The organism is Actinomadura coerulea (assembly GCF_014208105.1).
In the GTDB taxonomy this organism is placed as follows: domain Bacteria; phylum Actinomycetota; class Actinomycetes; order Streptosporangiales; family Streptosporangiaceae; genus Spirillospora; species Spirillospora coerulea.
This window is the reverse complement of sequence record NZ_JACHMQ010000001.1, coordinates 7,351,230-7,369,828: the sequence shown is the minus strand read 5'-3', so window position 1 is coordinate 7,369,828 and position 18,599 is coordinate 7,351,230. Positions and strand designations below refer to the sequence as shown.

At 66.6% G+C, this 18,599-nt stretch carries 17 protein-coding genes, 1 tRNA gene and 1 pseudogene; 8 read left to right on the top strand and 11 right to left on the bottom strand.

Going from position 1 to position 18,599, the window contains the following annotated elements:
* Nucleotides 1-17 precede the first annotated feature (17 nt).
* The gene (locus BKA00_RS34255; protein WP_185032128.1) at nt 18-848 is read right to left on the bottom strand and encodes an SAM hydrolase/SAM-dependent halogenase family protein; all 831 of its coding nucleotides are present in this window, start codon (nt 846-848) and stop codon (nt 18-20) included.
* A 253-nt stretch (nt 849-1,101) separates the two neighbouring features.
* Between BKA00_RS34255 and BKA00_RS34250 the strand changes: the two genes are divergently transcribed.
* Nucleotides 1,102-1,410 (top strand): hypothetical protein, encoded by a 309-nt coding sequence (locus BKA00_RS34250; RefSeq protein WP_185032126.1) that lies wholly within the window; start codon nt 1,102-1,104, stop codon nt 1,408-1,410.
* A gap of 92 nt (nt 1,411-1,502) precedes the next feature.
* On the opposite strand, the gene BKA00_RS34245 is transcribed toward BKA00_RS34250, so the two are convergent.
* On the bottom strand, nt 1,503-1,922 hold the full coding sequence (locus BKA00_RS34245; RefSeq protein ID WP_185032124.1) for a hypothetical protein: 420 nt from the start codon (nt 1,920-1,922) through the stop codon (nt 1,503-1,505).
* A 113-nt stretch (nt 1,923-2,035) separates the two neighbouring features.
* On the opposite strand from BKA00_RS34245, the gene BKA00_RS34240 reads away from it, so the two are divergent.
* Together BKA00_RS34240 and folP are read left to right on the top strand one after the other, a co-directional pair.
* Entirely contained in the window at nt 2,036-3,190 is a 1,155-nt protein-coding gene (locus BKA00_RS34240) for a hypothetical protein (protein ID WP_185032122.1), read from the top strand.
* A gap of 146 nt (nt 3,191-3,336) precedes the next feature.
* Nucleotides 3,337-4,143 (top strand): dihydropteroate synthase, encoded by an 807-nt coding sequence (gene folP, locus BKA00_RS34235; protein WP_185032119.1) that lies wholly within the window; start codon nt 3,337-3,339, stop codon nt 4,141-4,143.
* Here folP and BKA00_RS34230 read toward each other — a convergent pair.
* On the bottom strand, nt 4,140-4,796 hold the full coding sequence (locus BKA00_RS34230) for a dihydrofolate reductase family protein (RefSeq protein WP_185032117.1): 657 nt from the start codon (nt 4,794-4,796) through the stop codon (nt 4,140-4,142). The two genes, folP and BKA00_RS34230, sit on opposite strands and share 4 nt — an antisense overlap.
* Nucleotides 4,797-4,891: 95 nt before the next feature.
* Here BKA00_RS34230 and BKA00_RS34225 point away from each other — a divergent pair, with 95 nt between their 5' ends.
* From BKA00_RS34225 to BKA00_RS34215, 3 genes are all read left to right on the top strand, one after another.
* The gene (locus BKA00_RS34225) at nt 4,892-5,650 is read left to right on the top strand and encodes a glycosyltransferase (RefSeq protein WP_185032115.1); all 759 of its coding nucleotides are present in this window, start codon (nt 4,892-4,894) and stop codon (nt 5,648-5,650) included.
* A 135-nt stretch (nt 5,651-5,785) separates the two neighbouring features.
* The gene (locus tag BKA00_RS34220) at nt 5,786-7,576 is read left to right on the top strand and encodes an alkyl/aryl-sulfatase (RefSeq protein ID WP_185035185.1); all 1,791 of its coding nucleotides are present in this window, start codon (nt 5,786-5,788) and stop codon (nt 7,574-7,576) included.
* Nucleotides 7,577-7,588: 12 nt separating this feature from the next.
* On the top strand, nt 7,589-8,572 hold the full coding sequence (locus tag BKA00_RS34215; RefSeq protein ID WP_230298892.1) for a DUF389 domain-containing protein: 984 nt from the start codon (nt 7,589-7,591) through the stop codon (nt 8,570-8,572).
* A 253-nt stretch (nt 8,573-8,825) separates the two neighbouring features.
* Here the strand turns inward: BKA00_RS34215 and BKA00_RS34210 are convergent.
* Nucleotides 8,826-8,910, bottom strand: a tRNA-Ala gene (locus BKA00_RS34210).
* A gap of 124 nt (nt 8,911-9,034) precedes the next feature.
* Between BKA00_RS34210 and BKA00_RS40165 the strand changes: the two genes are divergently transcribed.
* Entirely contained in the window at nt 9,035-10,387 is a 1,353-nt protein-coding gene (locus BKA00_RS40165) for a tyrosine-type recombinase/integrase (RefSeq protein WP_185032113.1), read from the top strand.
* Between the two features lie 152 nt (nt 10,388-10,539).
* Here the strand turns inward: BKA00_RS40165 and BKA00_RS34200 are convergent, their stop codons facing one another.
* The 5 genes and pseudogenes from BKA00_RS34200 to BKA00_RS34185 all read right to left on the bottom strand — a co-directional run bounded on the left by BKA00_RS34200 (nt 10,540) and on the right by BKA00_RS34185 (nt 13,427).
* Entirely contained in the window at nt 10,540-10,737 is a 198-nt protein-coding gene (locus BKA00_RS34200) for a hypothetical protein (RefSeq protein WP_185032111.1), read from the bottom strand.
* A 5-nt stretch (nt 10,738-10,742) separates the two neighbouring features.
* Nucleotides 10,743-11,270, bottom strand: a complete 528-nt coding sequence (locus tag BKA00_RS34195; RefSeq protein ID WP_185032109.1) for a hypothetical protein — start codon at nt 11,268-11,270, stop codon at nt 10,743-10,745.
* Nucleotides 11,271-11,464: 194 nt separating this feature from the next.
* On the bottom strand, nt 11,465-12,199 hold the full coding sequence (locus tag BKA00_RS34190) for a hypothetical protein (protein WP_185032107.1): 735 nt from the start codon (nt 12,197-12,199) through the stop codon (nt 11,465-11,467).
* A gap of 329 nt (nt 12,200-12,528) precedes the next feature.
* Nucleotides 12,529-12,813 (bottom strand): annotated as a pseudogene (locus tag BKA00_RS40955) (relaxase/mobilization nuclease domain-containing protein); the annotation flags it as partial.
* A 197-nt stretch (nt 12,814-13,010) separates the two neighbouring features.
* On the bottom strand, nt 13,011-13,427 hold the full coding sequence (locus BKA00_RS34185; RefSeq protein ID WP_420829704.1) for a plasmid mobilization protein: 417 nt from the start codon (nt 13,425-13,427) through the stop codon (nt 13,011-13,013).
* Between the two features lie 1,499 nt (nt 13,428-14,926).
* Between BKA00_RS34185 and BKA00_RS34180 the strand changes: the two genes are divergently transcribed.
* Entirely contained in the window at nt 14,927-16,555 is a 1,629-nt protein-coding gene (locus BKA00_RS34180; protein ID WP_185032103.1) for a competence protein CoiA family protein, read from the top strand.
* Nucleotides 16,556-16,747: 192 nt separating this feature from the next.
* Here BKA00_RS34180 and BKA00_RS34175 read toward each other — a convergent pair whose 3' ends face one another.
* Both BKA00_RS34175 and BKA00_RS34170 read right to left on the bottom strand, forming a co-directional pair.
* Nucleotides 16,748-17,302 (bottom strand): PIN domain-containing protein, encoded by a 555-nt coding sequence (locus tag BKA00_RS34175; RefSeq protein WP_185032101.1) that lies wholly within the window; start codon nt 17,300-17,302, stop codon nt 16,748-16,750.
* Nucleotides 17,299-18,441: a helix-turn-helix domain-containing protein gene (locus BKA00_RS34170; RefSeq protein WP_185032099.1), complete on the bottom strand. Its 1,143-nt coding sequence runs from the start codon at nt 18,439-18,441 to the stop codon at nt 17,299-17,301. Before BKA00_RS34170 ends, BKA00_RS34175 begins: the two co-directional genes overlap by 4 nt.
* Between the last annotated feature and the right edge of the window lie 158 nt (nt 18,442-18,599).

Sequence of the window (18,599 nt, the reverse complement as noted above, 5' to 3'; positions counted from 1 at the left end):
GTGAGGGGTTTCGAGGGTCATGGACGCGGCACCGCGCGCAGAGTGAGGGTCTGCGCGCCGGCCAGGCCGAGGGCGTCGGCGGCGCGTCCCTGGTTGACGCCCAGGGCGAGCCATCCGGACGAATCGGTCCACAGCAGCGGCTCCCCGACCGCGACGCTGCCGAAGGTGAGCTGGAACGGGACGCGGGCCGTCCTGGACGGTCCGTCTGCAACGTTCCACTCCACGTCAAGCGGGGTGCCCGGCTCCAGCGAGCCGAACGCGGCCGCCAGGTCGCCGGGCTCCGCGCCCAGCACCAGGCTGCCGAACCGGTCGGTGTACAGCACGGGGACGGTCAGGTCCCCGGGCCGGGCCACCGGGGGCGGGACGTCCAGCGGCAGCGGGTCGACGGCGGCACCGAGATCCGCCGCGTCCACCCCCGCCGCGACGTGCGCGGCGGCGGGAGAGAAGACGTCACGTCCGTGGAACGAGGTCGAGACCTGCGGCAGCCGGTAGGCCGGGTTCTCCAGCGCGTGCGCCCGGACGATCCCGCCCAGCGCCTCCGCCGCCGGCACCAGCAGGCCGTTGTCGGGCCCGACCAGCACATCGCCGCGCCCGGTCACGATCGCCAGCGGCCGGCGGGAGGTGCCCACCCCCGGATCCACGATCCCGACGTGCACGCCCACCGGCAGGTACGGCAGCGCCTGCCGCAGCAGCATCGCCCCCTCCCGCACGTCGAACGGCGTGATCTCATCGCTGAGCACCAGCACGTTCGCGTCCGGGGCGATGCCGTACATCACCCCGGCGCAGATCGCCGTGTACGCCGCACCGAAGTCGGTCGCCAGGCTGACGAACGGACGACTTTGCGGCATGGCAGACCTCATGAAACGGAAGGGGTGAGTGGTACGAGAGTGGAAATCCTACCAAGTCGATAGATTAGCCAACTCCGCCGCCTCCCCGTGCGCCAACGGCCCGACCGCGATCCCGCGCCGCCACCCTCACTCGCCCCGCCTTCCGCGGCACCGAAGGCTTGCTGGTCCCGGACCGCTGGGGACGGTCGTCCACACAGGAGGACTGGTGCCAAGGTGAGCCCCGCGGGGGCGGGGCCGGCTGCCAGTCGGAACAATGCAGAACAAGACAACCGGGTGGGTCGCGGGAGCGATCCTCCTTCTGATCATCGGCGGAACGGGGACGACCGGACTCCCCGGGTCCGGTTCCTCCTCGGGCGGCTCCGGCGGCCCTGCCGCCCCGGCCGCTCCGGCCGCTCCCCACAGCGGGGAGACGCAGGTGACCTCCCGCCTCTGGCAGATGCAGACCGGAGACTGGAAGGTCTTCCTGAAGGACGGCGGGACGGTCAACCTGCCCAAGGCCGTGGGCGACAAGTGCGACCACGGCAGCACCTACTCCTACGCGCAGAAGACGTGCAAGGGATAGGCGCCAATCGACCGGAGTTCCTGGAGTGCCCCGGCGCTCCAGGAACTCCGTACCTGGGCGCCCCGCGTGTCACGGCGTCTCCACACCGGCCGCTACGCGTCGCCTGGCGCGGACGTGTGGTGCGGGTGCCCGTGGGTGCGCCGCTCCTCCTTGAGTCGAGCCTCGTAGAGGTGCCGTCTACCAGCGGTCAACGACTCCCGTACGCGCGCCTCATAACGTCGGAGCGGTTCGTAGTAGGTGTCTTCGTACTCCTCGACCGCCTGGAAGCTCCAACGGTCCGGGAGGACGTTGCGGCCCACGAGTTCGCGCGACAGCTCGTCGGCGAGTTCTTGGTGCCCGGCCTTGGCGAGCAGCGCGGCGGCGTCCCCCAGCTCGAAGTCGGCCTTGCCGGTGAGCTGATGCCATGAGTAGAGGTGGCCCCGGGCGCGCTCGACGCTCTCCAGGGCCTCGCTCAGCTTGCCCACGGCTTTCACGGTCGCCTCGTCGGGCTCGGGACTGCTGCCAGCGATCATGCGGCCTTACCTTCCCCTCCGACCTCCGATGATGCGCTCCCGCGCGCCTCCGCGCTGACCGGCGGCCTAGACTGCTGGGCCGGTTCAGGTCGCTTCGGACGGCAAGGGGTCTCATGGATAACGGCGTCCCGCCTCAACGGCAGAGCCCGGAGAGCGACCGGCTCTCGGAGCGCATGGAGGCGGCGTCCGACCGGGAGAAGGCGTCCATCCTTGTCGACCACTTCGCGGCGGCCACCGCCGGCCCCCCTTCCGCATGGGTGGACGACTTCGTCTCCCGGGTCGAGGAGTTCGGGCTCCCCGTTCGGCAGATCCGGCGGGCCGCCACAGACCTCGCCTGGCTGGCCCGGAAGAACGGTCAGGGCTACCTGGACGAGACCGACCGGGCCCGCGTCCTGGCGGCGGGCAACACGCCTACCGCGCGGCTGTGCCTGGCCTACATCCACGGCCAGCGGCTGCGCTTCGACTTCAAGTTCGCGCAGCTCCACCGGCACTGTCTCGAATGGCTGGCAGAGTTCGACCAGGACGCCCTCGTACTGAGCTTCGCGGCCTTCGCCGCGCTCGGCGCCCGCGCCTCGAACGGGCCCGGCCTGTACCGGCGGGCCGTCGACGCCCCCGACGCGGACGACAAGACCAACCAGGTGCTCCTGACGGGCATCAATTTCGCCGACCACTTGCCGGAGCAGCCGCAGATGATGCTGGATCTGTCCGACGAGATGATGGCGCGCGGCCAGGAAAACTCCATTGTCTATTACCGGCGCGCGACGGCGTATCGGAAGCTGGGCCGTTTCGACGACGGTCTCCACGAGATAGACCGCGCGATAGACGCCCTCGGCCCCGGCGACGTTCTGGTGCACGAGCAGTTCACGCAAGAGCGCCGCTCGATCATTCTGGCCCAGGATCTGCAAGACCAGATCGAACGCAACACCCAGGCCGTTGCGGACTCCATCGCCGCCCAGGTGGACGAGAGGATCGCGGCGGCCTCGGCCGAGCTCGAACAACGGCTCGACGAGGCATCGCTGAGGCTCACCCAGCGTATCGACGTGGCGCAGGAGATGGTCTCGTCCGGCCTGCTCAAGATGGTGGAGATACTCGGCCTCTTCGTCGCTCTCGTCGGTTTCGTCGCCGGGTCCGGGGCCATAGTCATCAAGTCGCACGGCCTCCAGGAGCGGGCGCTCTCCATGCTCCTGGTGGTCGGCGGGGCTTTGGTCTTCTTCTCTCTCCTGCGGCTCGTCACCACCGTGGGGCGGCGGCCGCGAGCGGAGAGGTAGCCGACCGCCGCCTTGCTATGCTGACGCCAAGTTCAACTTAGGCGGCCAATGTGAGCGAAAAGAACGCTATCTTCTACCCTGAGATTATTTGCCCCGAACGGACGATCGGGCGGCGCACGTTTGATTTCTCGCGGCAGGTCGCCGTGATGGCGATAATCAACCGCACCCCCGATTCGTTCCACGACCGGGGGCGCACATTCGCCCTCGACAAGGCATTGGTCGCGGTAGAGAACGCGCTCGCCCACGAGGCCGACTGGCTGGACATCGGCGGGGTCCCCTTCGCCCCGGGGCCCCCGGTCGGCGTCGAGGAAGAGATCGACCGCGTGGTGCCGGTCATCGAGGGCGCCCGCTCCCGCACGGACGCGGTGATCTCCGTGGAGACGTACCGTCCCGAGGTCGCCCGCGCGGCCTTCGCCGCCGGCGCCGACGTCCTGAACAACACGAGCGGCCTGCACGACCCCGCCCTCGCCGACGTGGTCGCCGAAACCGGCGCGACCCTCATCATCACGCACAGCCTCGCCGACCCTCGGACTCCCTACCCTCGTCCTCGGTACGACGACGTCGTCACCGAGGTCGCCGAGTTCCTGCGCCGGCGGGTCGCCCTGGCCGAGAAGCACGGCGTGCCGGCCGACCGGATCATCATCGATCCCGGCCACGACCTGAACAAGAACACCTACCACTCGCTCGAACTGACCCGCCGCCTCCCGGAGATCGCGCAGATCGGCCACCCGCTGCTCGTCGCGGTCTCGAACAAGGACTTCATCGGCGAGACGCTGAACCGGGACCAGCAGGACCGCGTCGAGGGCACCCTCGCCACCCTCGTCGTCTCCGTCCTGGGCGGCGCGCGCATCGTGCGGGTCCACGACGTCACGGAGGCGAGGCAAGCGGTCAACATGGTCGAGAGCATCCTCGGCTGGCGTCCGCCGGCCTACGTCCGTCACAACATCGTCTAGCCCTGGGCCATGCGGTACCGAAGGTAGAGATAGTTCTCGTCCTGGATCGCGTGGCACAGCTCCATGCGCTGCATGTCGACGGCCGGGCCGTCGAGGACGCGGGCGGCGTCACCGGCGGTGATGACCGGGCTCAACGTCAGGCACAGCTCATGCAGCCACCCCGCGGCGGCGATCTGGGCGAGCACGACCGGCCCTCCCTCGCAGAGCTGACGCTTGTACCCCCTGTCGCCCAGCTGTCGCAGCGCCATGCCCATGTCCGTGGAGTCGGTACCGCACACCATGACCTCGGCGCGCTTCTCGGCTTCGCGCAGACGCCCGGCCGGTGCCGCACCGCACGTGATGACGACCGGCGGCGCGGGCGCCTCGGTGAACAGCGGCCCGTCGAAGTCGAACCGCAGGCTCCGCGACACGATCGCGAGCTTCCGCGCCTCCTTCGGATACGACCCGTACTCCCGGACGGTCGTGGCCCCCATGATCACAACGTCGGCCAGCGTCCTGAGCCGCTGCATGAGGGCCCAGTCTCCCGCGTACCCGAGCGCGCTGGTGCTCCCCTGGTACTGGATCCCCCCGTCAAGCGACGCGATCATGTTCGCCCGCAGCCACGGCGTCGTCTCCGGATAGGCGTACTGCTCAAGCATCGCGCTCACGTCCATCTCAGCACTGTAAGGGCTGCCGCCTCCCCGCCCCCGCCCGGACCATGTGATGATCAGGGCCGTCCGCCCGGCGCCGCTCACGATGGAGGAGTGCCTTGCCGCTGATTTCGATCATCACCGCCGTACGGAGGCCGATACCGGACTACCTGCGGCAGGCCGCGGCCGGCGTCACCGCCCAGCGCCTCCCCCCTGGCTGGGAGCTCGAATGGCTCGTCCAGGAGGACGGGGACGCACCCGCGGCCCGCGATCTGTGCCCGGGTGCGCTCTACGAGGCGAACGGCGCCCAACTCGGCACCGGGACCACCAGGAACTTCGCCCTGAGCCGGGCACGCGGCGAACTGGTCGCGGTGCTCGACTACGACGACGTCCTCCTTCCCGACGGCCTCGCGACGCTCATCCCCGCCTTCGACGAACACCCCGGCATCGGCTGGACGATCGGCCAGGCGGACGACCTGATCGACGGACGCCGCGTCCCCTACCCCCTGGCCTACCCCTGCGGCCTGGTGCCGGCGGGGACGATCGGCCGCCTGTACGAGGAGACGGGACTATGCCAGGCGGCCTGCGCCGGCCTGGTGGCCCCCACCGACCTGATCCGCGCCTTCGGCGGCTGGGGCGCCCTCCCCCGCGCGCAGGACGTGGCCCTGTTCATCGCCCTCAGCGAAGTCTTCGACGGCTACCAGGAACCCTCGGTGACCTGGCTCTACCGCAAGCACCCCGACCAGAGCACCCACCCCACGAAACCCGACACATGGGGCAGGCACCAAGACCGCTTCATCCGCCACCGCCTCAACGCCATCCGCATCGGCAACCTGCTCCCCCCGACCACTGCCCGCACCCACCCCCAGCCCCTCTGACTCGCCGCGTCGTCTTCACGGCGGGGATTGGCGGTCTCTTGGTGCGTCCGCGGTGCTGCTGTGGGCTGCACCAGGGAAGTGCTTGGTTGCTGACGAAACGTGCGCCGAGGAGGAGACGTGGACGCTGCGCCGTCGATGGAGGATCGGACCGATTTCGCCGACGCCGACAAGGGGTTCGTCGGCACGGCCTCGCAAACGGAGATCAAGGACACCTCGGGCCGGGTCGTCTGGGACCTGGGCGCGTACGACTTCCTCGACGCCGAATGCCCCGGCACGGCGAACCCGAGCCTGTGGCGGCAGTCGCTGCTCACCGCCAGGCACGGCCTCTACCAGGTGGCCGACGGCATCTACCAGGTGCGCGGCTTCGACCTGTCGAACATCTCCCTCGTCGAGGGCGACACGGGTGTCATCGTCGTCGACCCCCTGCTGTCGGTGGAGTGCGCGGCGGCGGCCATGGCGCTCTACCGGGAGCACCGGGGGGACCGCCCGGTGAAGGCGGTCATCTACAGCCACTCGCACGCCGACCACTTCGGTGGTGTCCGCGGGGTGGTGCCGGACGGCGCCGACGTCCCGATCATCGCTCCGGCCGGCTTCCTGGAGCACGCCGTCTCCGAGAACGTCTACGCCGGCACCGCCATGAACCGGCGCGCGACCTTCATGTACGGAGCGGTGTTGCCCAGGGGCGCCACCGGGCAGATCGGCGCCGGGCTCGGTGCGACGACGTCCACCGGCACGATGTCCTTGATCGAGCCGACGCTGTCGATCACCGAGACCGGGCAGGAGGAAGCGATCGACGGTGTCCGGATCGTCTTCCAGTTGACCCCCGGCACCGAGGCGCCCGCGGAGATGAACTTCCACTTCCCCGACCGGCGCGCCCTGTGCATGGCCGAGAACGCCACCCACAACCTCCACAACGTGCTGACACTGCGCGGCGCGCTCGTCCGCGACCCGCGCGTGTGGGCGCGCTACCTCACCGAGGCGATCGAGATGTTCGCCGCCGGGTCCGACCTGCTGTTCGCCTCGCACCACTGGCCGACCTGGGGCACCCGCGAGCTGACCGCCTTCCTGTCCCAGCAGCGGGATCTGTACGCCTACCTCCACGACCAGACGCTCCGGATGCTCAACCAGGGCTACACCGGCACCGAGATCGCCGAAATGATCCAGATGCCGCCCGCGCTGGACCGGCTCTGGCACACCCGCGGCTACTACGGCTCGGTCTCCCACAACGTCAAGGCCGTCTACCAGCGGTACATGGGCTGGTTCGACGGCAACCCCGCGCACCTCTGGGAACTGCCGCCCGAGGAGTCAGCGAAGAAGCACGTCGAGTTCATGGGCGGCGCCGAGAGCATCCTTCCCAAGGCCGAGGCCGCCCTCGCGGCGGGCGAGACCCGTTGGGCCGCGCAGGTGCTCAACTACGTCGTCTTCGCCGATCCCGGCAACACCGCGGCACGCGAGCTTCTCGCCCGGGTCTACGAAGAACTGGGCCATGGCAGCGAGAACGCCACCTGGCGGAACTTCTACCTCCAGGGCGCGGCCGAGCTGCGCGGCGACAAGCCCGCCAACACCCTCGACTCCTCGTCCCCGGACGTCCTCATGGCGCTGAGCGTCGAGCAGATCTTCGACTCCCTCGCCATCCGCGTCAACGGCCCGCGCGCCTGGGACACCCGCCTGACCATCGACTGCGTCTTCACCGACCTCAAGGACGAGGTCCGGCTCAGCCTCGCCAACGGCGTCCTCACCCAGACCCGGACCCGCGAGGGCACCCCGGCCGACCTCACCCTGACCCTGACCAAACCGCAACTGCTCCGCATGGTCGCCACCGGAGAACTCGGCGACGTCCACGCCGACGGCGACCGCCGGGCGGTCACCACGCTGATCGGCCTCCTCGACGACGGCGACCGCGACTTCGACATCGTCACGCCCTGACCCGGTGATGCGGTGCTGACCCGGATGCGGGAACTGCTGGTCCCCGCGGCACAGCGGCGGACGCTGGAGGAGCTCACCGCCGAACTGGACCTGCGCTCGGGCGACCGCCCGTCGAACCACTCGGCGTACTGGACGATGCTGGTGCTGTCCGCCGTCATCGCCGCCGCGGGAGTGATCTCCGACTCGACCGCGACCGTCATCGGAGCCATGATCATCGCCCCGCTGTCCGTCCCGATCATGGGCATGGCACTCGGCCTGGTGAAACGGACCAGGACGGGCGCGGGGTGGTTCGTCCTGGGCGGCGCGGCCGCGGTCGTCGTCGTCGGCCTGGTGGCCTCGCTCGCGGTGCCCCGCTCCTACGACCTGCTGTCCAACGGCCAGATCTCCGGCCGCACCTCCCCGGGCCTGGCCGACCTGATCGCCGCGATGGCGACCGGCCTCGCCGGAGCCGTCGCCCTCGCCCGCCGCAACGTCGCCGCCGTCCTCCCCGGCGTCGCCGTCGCGATCTCCCTCGAACCGCCCCTCGTCGTGGTCGGCGTCTGCCTCGGCGACGGCGCCCCCGGCCTCGCGCTGGGCGCGCTGGTGCTGTTCCTGTCCAACGTGCTGGCCCTCGTCCTCGCCGGCACCTTCATCTTCGCCGCCCTCGGCTACCTGGGCGCGCAGGCCGAGCCGACCCGCGTCCGGACCGCCCTCGCTCTCAGCGCCGTCGGCCTTGTCGTCATCGTCCCTCTCGGCGTCAGCACAGCCGCGAACTACGTGTTCGCAGCCTGGCGAACCCAGGTCAAGCACGCCGCCACCGCATGGCTCGCGGACATCCCCGGCGCCACCGTCATCAACGTCCAGACGCGGTCCAAGGCCTTCCACATCTCCGTCCGCACCCCGAACGACCTGCCGCGGTGCCGGATCTGCTCAGCCGCCTGCACGGAGTCATCCCGGACGGCTCGCCCGTCGTCATCGACACCACCCAGGGCCGCACCATCAACGCCGGAACAGTGAAGCCCTGACACAAAGGGTGGAACGGGCCGGCACCCTGTTCCAGCCGATCGGTGGCCCAACGCCGTAGGTGGCCGGGCGGCGGGGAAAGAGCCTCGGCTTTCCACGTGAGGGGACGTAGCCGTACGGACACCAAAAAGGCCGGTTTCTCTTTGGAGAACCGGCCTTTGACCATCGGGGGTCCGGGGATGTCCCCCGGAAAACACAGCGGGCCACCAAGGAAGACGCGAAGCGTCGACCAGGGTGGCCCGACTCGTGGAGCTGAGGGGATTTGAACCCCTGACCCCCTCGATGCGAACGGGATGAATCAAGTTTTACAGAGTCGGTCGTTCAACAACTTCAGGATAAAGTCGCAGGTGAGAGCGGCCCTTAATGCCGCCCCGTGTCACCGGGTTTCAAGATCGACCACACCGTCCTTGATGACATCTCGATGACACGGGCGATCACTGCTCCCTGGAGGTTCCCATGGGTTTCGCGCGGCCCCGCACGGCCAAGGACGGCCGAGTCCGCTACATCGCCCTCTACCGCGACCAGCGCAGCAAGGTCAGATCCGCTGGTACCTACTCGTCCCAGCGCCAAGCAGACAAAGCTTGGCAAAAAGCCGAGGCGAAACTCGCGTTAGACCGCCTGCCCGACGCCACCAAGGGCCGCCAGCGATTCCGCCGCTACGTCGAGGACGTCTGGTTCCCCAACCACGTCGTCGAACTACGGACGAGAGAGAACTACGACTACGAGATCCACCGCCACATCATGCCCTGGTTCGCCAGCATGCGAATGATCGACATCCTGCCCGTGGACGTCCGTGAATGGGTCACGCACCTACAGAACGAGGGGGTCAACCCACCGACCATCCGCTACTGCATGACGGTTCTCAGCGCCATCTTCACGACAGCGCTCAACGACCTCGTCATCGTCCTCCACCCCTGCAAGGGCGTGAAAACACCGCCGGTACACAAGAAGAAGCGCACCATCATCACGCCCGAGCAGTTCGACGCTCTCTACGAGTCACTGACCGACACGCGCATGAAACTGCTCATGGAAGTGAAGGTCGAAACTGGCCTCCGCTGGGGTGAACTCACCGAACTGAGGCCGAAGGACATCGACTTCGCGACGCGGACCCTCACCGTCAGCCGGGTCATCATCGAACTCAACCCGAGGCACCATCCGGAAGGCGGCCGCTTCCTGGTGAAGGATTACCCGAAAGACAGGGAGCACCGCAGCGTCCGCCTCAGCAGGCAGATCGCCCGCAAGGTCCAGACGTACATCAACGAAGAGGGCATCAAGGAGAACGACCTCCTCTTCTTCCTGCGCCAGGACGAACTTCCGCGCCCACGACGACTACGCGTCCTCCTCGACCCCGAAACCCTCGGCTTCATCGAGCCCGAGTGCCGTTACAGACACGGCACGCTGAGCGGGTACTCCGCGGGCAAATGCCGCTGTCAACACTGCAAGGACATCTACGCCGACTACCGCGCCCGCCGACGCGAAGCCGGCAAGGACACCCCCAGACGTCGCCGCACCATCAACACCGACGGGCACATCCCGCGAACCTGGTTCCGAGACCACGTCTGGAAGCCAGCGATCAAAGCGGCCGACCTCCGCATCCACCTCCGCCCCCACGACCTCCGCCACGCCCATGCGTCCTGGCTCCTGGCCGGCGGAGCCGACCTCCAGGCTGTGAAGGAACGCCTCGGCCACGCCAGCATCACGACTACCGAGAAGTATTTGCACACCCTCCCCGACGAAGACAACACTGCTCTGGACGCCTTCGACAAGATCCGTAACCGCTCGAAACCCACTTCGATCCGAGCTGTCTGAATCCAACATCGAGGCTTCCTGGGGATATCAACCCCCAGGAAGCCTCATGTCTTCGTGGCCAAGCTTCAGACGGCACGGTCCCTCACCATCAACACAGAAGGTCAGGCTCTTCATCGGAGAACCGGGTCTTCGTGCGAATGGTTGGCGGTTTGTCAGTTCGGCTCGATGCCGAGGATCCTGCGGAGGTCAGCCGTGACGACGCGATAGCTCGTGCCGATGCGGATCACCTTGCAGGGGAACTGCCCCCGGCGCGCAGGTTCGTAGGCACGCGTGCGCCCGAGCCGGATGGCGCGAGCTGCGGTCTCGACACTGACGGTGGTGGGGAGGGCGAGCAGCTCGTCGTGGCTCATCTGCTTCACGCTCCAGCCTCTCTCCGAGAGTTGCCGAACCATCTCGTGCGTAGCCGCCCGTTGTCGGGACGTGTCGCTTGTGGATCGGCTCGTCGAAGCGCAGCCGTGTGTACCGGTTCGGCAACGGGGTCGGGGGACGGCGTAGCGCGGACCATGGGCGGCAGGCCCCTGCCGTGAACGTGGTTGATCGTGCTCCTGGCCTGGTCGACCGCCTCGCTGCATCCCGTGCCCAAGTGGCGGGCGTGAAGAACGGCGCGGCTGAACGTTTCGAGAGTCTCATCGAGGCTCACACCGTGGTCATGGACGAGCTGTCTGTCCAAGTGCTGGCGCACGAGGAAGCGCTCGAGTTGAAGGAAGAGTTGATCGAGGCCGGAGAGGGCCGTGTGGACGGCGTCCAACACTCCGTAGACGGTCGCGGGCCCGGCAAGGGCCCCCGGTTGGCCGACGGCCCGCTTCAGTGAGCGGTCGGCGCCTTCGAGGTCGTGGGCAAACTGTTCGGTCTCATGGTCGGTCTGGGCGTGGTCGTGAGCCATGAGTGCACTCCTTGGGGTGCAGGCCCTCTGCGGGAGGGCCAGAGTTGATCGTGGACATGGCCGTCCTTCCTGTTGAGGGGCAGCAGGCAGATAGCGCTGCCGCTCCATGACGTTGTTTACGCTCCGTAATTGTGCCCGTGCCTTGATCATGACTCCACGACTCCAGAGGCCTCGGTGAGTCATGCCCCGCACGGTCAGCGCTTGGACGCTCCCCTGCGAAGCTGTGGTCCCTGGAGAGGACGGACAGAGGGCACGGCTGTCACGGCCAACCCCTCGGCCAGGGGTATTGGGAAAGACTCGGCCGCAAGGCAAGCCATTTCCCTTCCCTCCTCAAGCCTCTCCGAGACGCTCGGCGGCATCGGTACGGTCGGCTCAGCCGCTATCCGCCGGAGGGCGTGCAGCCGCCCGGCGGCCCGGCGTGCAGCATCGGCCTGGGCGAGGCGCTGCTGGGCAAGACGATGCTCGGCCGTCGATTCGATGAGGTCTGCGATGTTCGCGATGAGGAACAGCAGATCGACGGTGAGGTCCCTTTTCTGCTCGCGTCGGTCTCCCGAGCCAACGTTGATGACCGCGAGCATTCGCGCTACTGCTCGTAGGGCGCTTCCGTACGGTGTGACCGGTGGTGGGCGGCCGTACGGTTCTCGGGCGGCGCGGTCGTAGGCGTCGGCGGCCTTGGCCAGTTCGCGGTTGCCGGTGATGTCCGCCGTGACGTGCAGGACGTCGGCGGCCGCAGCTGCGAGGTCGGCGCGGACACCCGGATCACGGAGCGTTCGCATCTGCCAGGCCGCTGTCCCGGCTGCTCGGGTGGCGTCCCGGTAGGCCGCAGCGCGCTCCTCGTGGTCGGCGGACCAATCCGGCGTCCACCTGCGCGACCGGACCGTCGGTTGGCGGACCTCGCTGTCCGTCCATCGGTGACGCAGCTTGGGCAAAAGGTGAGGTCGGCGGCGAGCTTGCCGCCGGAGAAGAAGATCGGTTCACCCGCCGGGTTGGTGTACTCGGGTACCGCGACGGCGTACCCGGTGACCTCACCGGGTGTCCGGACGCTGAATCGCAGCCGTACCGCCAGCCCGCGCTCGCGCAGGCCGGCGAAGAACGCCTCCTCGCTGTCTGATGCTGCGGCGGCTGCGGCCACATGCCGACGCAGCGCGACACGGGGCGGCTCCTGCAACCCGGCGCGCTGTGCCCGTTCCAGCTCAGCCCGCGAGGGACGCGGTGCCGCCGTCCGGTCCGCGGGCGCGGTCCGGCAGAGCCCGTACCGTTGCTCGACGGTCTGGCACGCTGTGCGGGCCTTGAGGTAGTCGCGGGTGATGTTCGGTCGGCGGCCGTCCTCGCGCGCGAGAGTGGCCACGACATGGATGTGATCGCCGGCATGGCGCACGGCGATCCACCGGCATGCCTCGACGTCGCCGCGTGGTGCGATGCCAGTCTGGTGCATCAGCTCCTCAGCGACGTCGGCCCACTCCTCATCCGTCAGGGGACGATCAGTGGGGGCCGTCCGCAGCGAGCATTGCCAGACCGGCACGGCGGGCCGGCTGCGCCTCATCGTCTCCAGCGGAGAACGCAGCACATCTGCCAACGGACGGAGATGACGCTTCCCATCAGCGCGCCTTGCTGGTTCCAGAGCGGCCGGGTGCCGGTACCCGGCAACGATGTGAGGATCGGTGTGCTCGTTTCGCTTGCCGGGTCCGTACAGGTACCGCAGCAGGTTCCCGACATCGGCGCCGCGGGTGACCTTCGCGATCACGGCAGACGTCGACCGAGTTCCACAATGACGGCCTCGGTCCGCCGCACTACCTGAAAGCAATACGCCGCCAACCACGTCACCGATTCCGGAACCTGGCCGTGGGCGTTGGCATGACGCACGAGCTGGTTGAGATTGACCCCAACTGCGTTGACCTGGTGGCTGGCACTGCGCAGCTCGGCATGCATCGCGACGAGTGCCCCGTCCAGGGGACGCTGCTCCCGGATCGCTGTGCGCACCGTCCTTATGACGAATGCGCTACAGGTGAGCCCGGCTCGCGTCGCCGCTGCATGGATCTCCTCGTACTCCACGTCGCTGACGCGGATTCTCAGTTCCCGCTCCCGCCGTCGCCCACCGCCGAGCTTGGCTCGACGCTCCAGCGGCCCCGACCCGCTGCCTCGCTTGGCTGTCGCCATATACCTCCGCCCCTGGCTTTCTGAGGGACCGCGCCCGGTCCCCGCCTGGCCAGTGTGATCTTCCGAGGGGAAGTTATCCACAACAGGTAGCGCTCTACCGGCTATCTTGCATCCCGCGTTGGACACAATGGATGGCCAGTCGAGTTGGCGCGCCAATTTCACACGTGACATGAGAATGACGCGCGATGCCAGGAATTATCACGTCGTCCACCTTCCGGACGAGGCCCTCGAATTCCGCTATAGGAAGTAAAGCAAGAACCGCCGCGAACGTCGCCCGTGCCAGACTCTTCCAAATCGACCCACCCAGCGACGCGGAACATCATCCGCAGGTGTCTCGCGAGGAGCGATGACGGGTCCCGTACAGCCGTCACGCAACTCATGGAGCCCGCAGAACTCCACCCACGCCACCTTGCCATCGCCCCTTCCCGGGTACCTGCCCCACTTGTCACAGGGAGCGCGACGATGAACAGCCCACGTTCACCACCGGCCTCAAAGTCAGGCAGTTGCTCAACTGGCGGCTCGTCCCTGCTGTCCCACACCTCAACGAGCAGCACGGCCTGCCATAGGACAGACGCGGCCTCTACCCAGTTGAGGTGCGCGATCCCGGTGTACGCACCGCGTGTCTGTACGGCTTTCCGGGTCCTCGCCGAACAACCTGATGATTAGGTCTGCGTACCTCCCGGCTTGCTTCGGCGGCGGAGGCTTGTCCCGCAGCAGCGCCGTGACGGTCTCGGCGAGGGTGCCGCGGCGGAATGGGGACACACCACTCACTGCACCGGTAGAGGGTGATGCCTCAGCAGCACCTCGACGATCTTCGCGGTCTCTTCGGGTCGAGATCGTCCCTCCCTTCCGGACCTGCTCTTCCAGGGAGTGGCCATCGACGAGGAGCATGACAATCTAGGGACGTCGTCTACGATCAGCACTTCGTGGACGGAAATGATGCCGGATGGTCTCGCAGCCGCGCGGCGTTGCTGGCCTCCCGCCTGGCGCGGGCAGGAACTCCGGCCGCTCCGTGTCGGACGCGGTCCACGGCACCCGCACCTACTTGCCCACGCCGTCGACATTGAGGATCTCGTCGTGGGCCTTCCAGACCCGCCCGAACCCAGCACCTTGACGAGCCGGTACCGTCCGCCGATCCGGTTTAAGTGCACCTCCTGGGGCACGCGCGTCTCCGCCGTCCGGCGTCGCCTCGAACAGAAGCTGATTATGTCCCTACGGCAGATACCGAACGAGGGCCGGGGATGGCCCCGCCCTCCGTGGACCGAGAAGGCGTCCGGACTTCTGATCGGTAAGCGTGGGCGACCTTACAGCCATCAGGTGGTTAGTGGTGTGGAGCTGTCGGCGTCACTTTGGTCGATGGTGGTCCGCGGGGCTGGCGTGGACAGTCCCGAATGTATTACGTTCCCTGCTTACGCGATGATTGTTGACAGCGGAAGTGATATATGGACCAGCGGTTGGTGCAAACCGCGGTGCTTGGAGGGCCCGACTCCCTTGCGCCCGTGATCATGCCCATGGCGTACGAGGTTGCCATGGGCCTGCGTCTCACCCACCGGGGGACGACGTTCTGGTGCGGGACCTGGCTTGGCGGATGCGGCAGCCAGATCATGACCAAGATCGGGAGAAGGAAAGTTCCGCACTTTGCCCACTATCCCGAGATGGCAAGGAAGTGCAGGCGTGCGAACCTGGACGACTCCAGTGCCGACCATCTCTTCATCAACCGCGACCTGAAGAACTGGCTGGGGACGCAGGGGATCGCGGTGCGGCGGCCGCAGTTCCTCGGTGACATCGAGCAGCAGGGGACCTGCATTGGCCTGCTGCTGGAGACGAGGGACGCGAAGCGGACGATCGCTGTCGTCCTCGACGACCGTGACACTGAAAAGTGGAAACGCCTCTACGACGAGTTCCGCACGGCCCACAAGCCCGTGGACTGGCTGTACTCGCCTACCTCTCGCAACGGGAGGGCGCTTACCAGTGGCCAGGGCACCGGCCTGCTAGCCATGTGCCAGTACGTGGACGGAGAGCGCCGCCTCCGAGTCGGTGCCCGGGACGCCAGCGGCCGGATCAGATGGGCTGACCTGGCCGACTGCCGGATCTCCGGAACCGGCATCGTCCACCCCGACGCGGCCCCGGCAAAGCCGGAACCCCAGCTCTCCCGGCCCGCCGGACAGTTTCGAGACATGAGACCGCCCGGCGCTTCTCCGACCAGGGAGCAGATCGCCGATTACCGGCGGGCGGCAAATGGGCTGCTAATGGACGCGAACGCGGCGCTGTCCAGAGGAGACCGGGATGCGGCGAGGACGGCCGTAGCGCGCTTGAGGCAAGTTCTCGACACCCTGGGCGATGATTATATGGAGCGCAAGTTCAGAATCCTCGCACTACGGGCTGGCGGCGACATCCACACTGTCGAGACCGGCTCAGGCGTTGTCCCTACACTGGGGCGAACTTTGCTGATAGAGGCCGAAGTATCAAAATCTCTCGATGCGGCGTTCGATGCTCTCCGGAAAGGCCACATAGAGTCAGCAAAAAGGCTCCATGGACGAGTTGCCGAGACCCTTACAGGGACGCTAAGTCTGAACGGCGACCTGCAGCGGCGGTCGAGATCATGCGCCGCGCAGATCAGGGACACAGAACAGCGCCGACGAGAAGCCAAGCGCGTACTTCCTCCGGCTCCGGGTGCCACGCGAAACCTTCATGGTTCCGGTGTTCCGAAGCAGGCCTCCGCCTCCGAAGGGCCGGATGAGAACACGCCAGGGAGGCCGATGGTGCAGCAGGTGGCGGCTATGAAGCGCCGGCTGCGCATGGTCAGCCCGAGTGGTCGTTTGCGGCGCGACCTGCATGAGCTGCTCATCAAGCTCCCTCGACACGAGTTCCCGTCCGACCGTCGCCTGTTTGAGACTTACCTGCTCCAGCACTGGCCGGTTTTCTACGCAAGGGCCGCGTCCACCGGGGCGGTTAGAGCGATGCCGGAGATCCTCAGTCCGGCCGGTCGCCAAAGAGAACGGCAGAGCAAGGCGACGTCCGTTCCACGGGCCCGCTGCTCGTGCGGCTGGGAGGGAAAGCCGGGGCGTTTCACCCGCCATACGACTCTGCCCGCACTCCAGGGAAAGGTTCACACACGGCTGGCGTAGCGCCGATGGTCGACCGGGACGCCTATGCCCTTGCAAGGGTGGTGGCTAGGGCGATTTCAAAGTCGAAGGGTGACTGCGGAACGTGACGCTATGTGATCAGCGGGATGGCATGTAGGGGGTTACGGCCGATCGCCTGAATGGTCTGCCTAATCTGCTTGATCTTGGTGATCCTGTGGATACTTAACCGCAGATTTAAATTTCATCATAATCTAGCAACCCGTGCTCAATGACGTGGCGACGAAAACCCCCAGGACCGAAAGGAAGATGATACTCACCTTCCAGGAGGTCGTCAGCCAGCGCCTCGACCATGGCCATAGTTAGCTTTTTCATGCGAATGGCCTGGCAAAGCAAAGGGACGGACGCCGTGACACGAAGTCCCTTCTCCTCGGCGATGCTATGTGCCGTCAAATCATCGATTACTATCTCGCATCCATACAGCTCACCCATTGCGAGTACACCACATTCACCAGTGTTCTTGCCGTCGGCCACTAGACGATCCGCATAACGAGCAAACGTTTGGACAAATCTCGGGTCAGTTGAGCGGTAGACTTTTATCCAGTCGGCATCAAGTACTGCGTGCGTGGCCGAAACGTGGTTCGTGGCAGCGTTGATTTCGCGCTCTACGCTATCAGGAATGAAGACAGGACGACCTTTCGTAAGAAACCGCAGAACCCCCAACCATCCCTGCGCAGAAAAATGTCGCAGCGGACCTGTGTCAAATACCCAGGCATCGTCAGGTACTGTCACGAGACGAACTTCCAGATTTCGTCGGGGCGCCGTTCACGAACCAGAGGTAGATCCGCCTCATTCAGCGTATTTTGGAGGAGGTCAAGAGCCCGCTCACGGCTTATTCTTTCATCGCGGAAGAGGCGAAGCACTGCGCGCGCAAATGGTCCTGGAATTGTCGTTCCTTGCAACTCTTCGAGTGGGACGCGCAGATTCATCTCAATGATGTCGGCTTGGGTTGTTCTGTATTTTCGAATCAAATCGGCGGTGTGGCCGTCAGTCAATCCAAGTTCCTTCAACCGCTTGGCCAGCGTAGCCATGTCGACCCGGAAGTTACTTGCCAGCCGGACTGCCGCACCACGTTCTTCGTATCGTGCAACGAAATCATTCCACTGCCGCATAAGCGCAGCCTCGGGTAGGAGCAGTGCGCGTGCAAAACGATCGAGGCGCGCCTCCATCGGGACGGCATCGTCGGGGCGACTGTCCACCCGCCAGTCGACCCTGTAGTCGTCAGAACATAGGTAGTGGCCGAGTTCATGTGCAAGGGCAAGCCGCCTACGACCGACCTTCATGTGGCTATTCACCAGACAAACACCACCGCGAGGCAGCAAGACCGTCCCGGCATCGGCGCTGTCCTTGCCGATGTCACGAGAAAACGCCAGGAGCCCGATGGCTGCGATGCTGTCGGAGAGTCGTTGAATCGGAGCCTCCGCCGGCAGGGTCATCAGTTCGCGGGCATTCGCAGCAAGCGCCTCGGCCTCGGCATTCGTCGAAGGCGGCACGATGCTCGCCTGACCGACGATGTCAGCGGCATCAAGGCCCAGCTCAGCGACTCCCAATGAGGCGATGAACTCAACCTCATCGGCGAACTTCGCAAGAAGAGCATCGATGCTCGAGTCCGCGGTGTCCAACCCTTGGCTGGACCGATGCGCGACGAGCGCGGGAACGGGATCTTCAAAGAAGCTGGACATGCGTACGCCGAGCACACCAGCGATGTCCGAAAGTTCGAGTGCCGTGACCTTGCGAACGCCGCTCTCGATCTTGTTCACGACCGTACGTTCGAGGCCAACCGCCCTTCCCAGGTCCTCTTGGCTGATGTCAGCACGCTTGCGGGCATCCCGGATGCGTTCACCTAGCGTCTTCGCGTCAATCTCGCCCATGCGTGCGATTCTCGCACACTAGGCCGCGGCCTGCACGCTTCGGTTCCACTACACCATTTATCGATCATGCTCGAGGGTGTCCCCGCACGCCTCACATGCTCTCTGGCCACCGTAGCCGTACCCTCCGAGACTGTCCGACCTGGTTGGCCCTTCCCAGT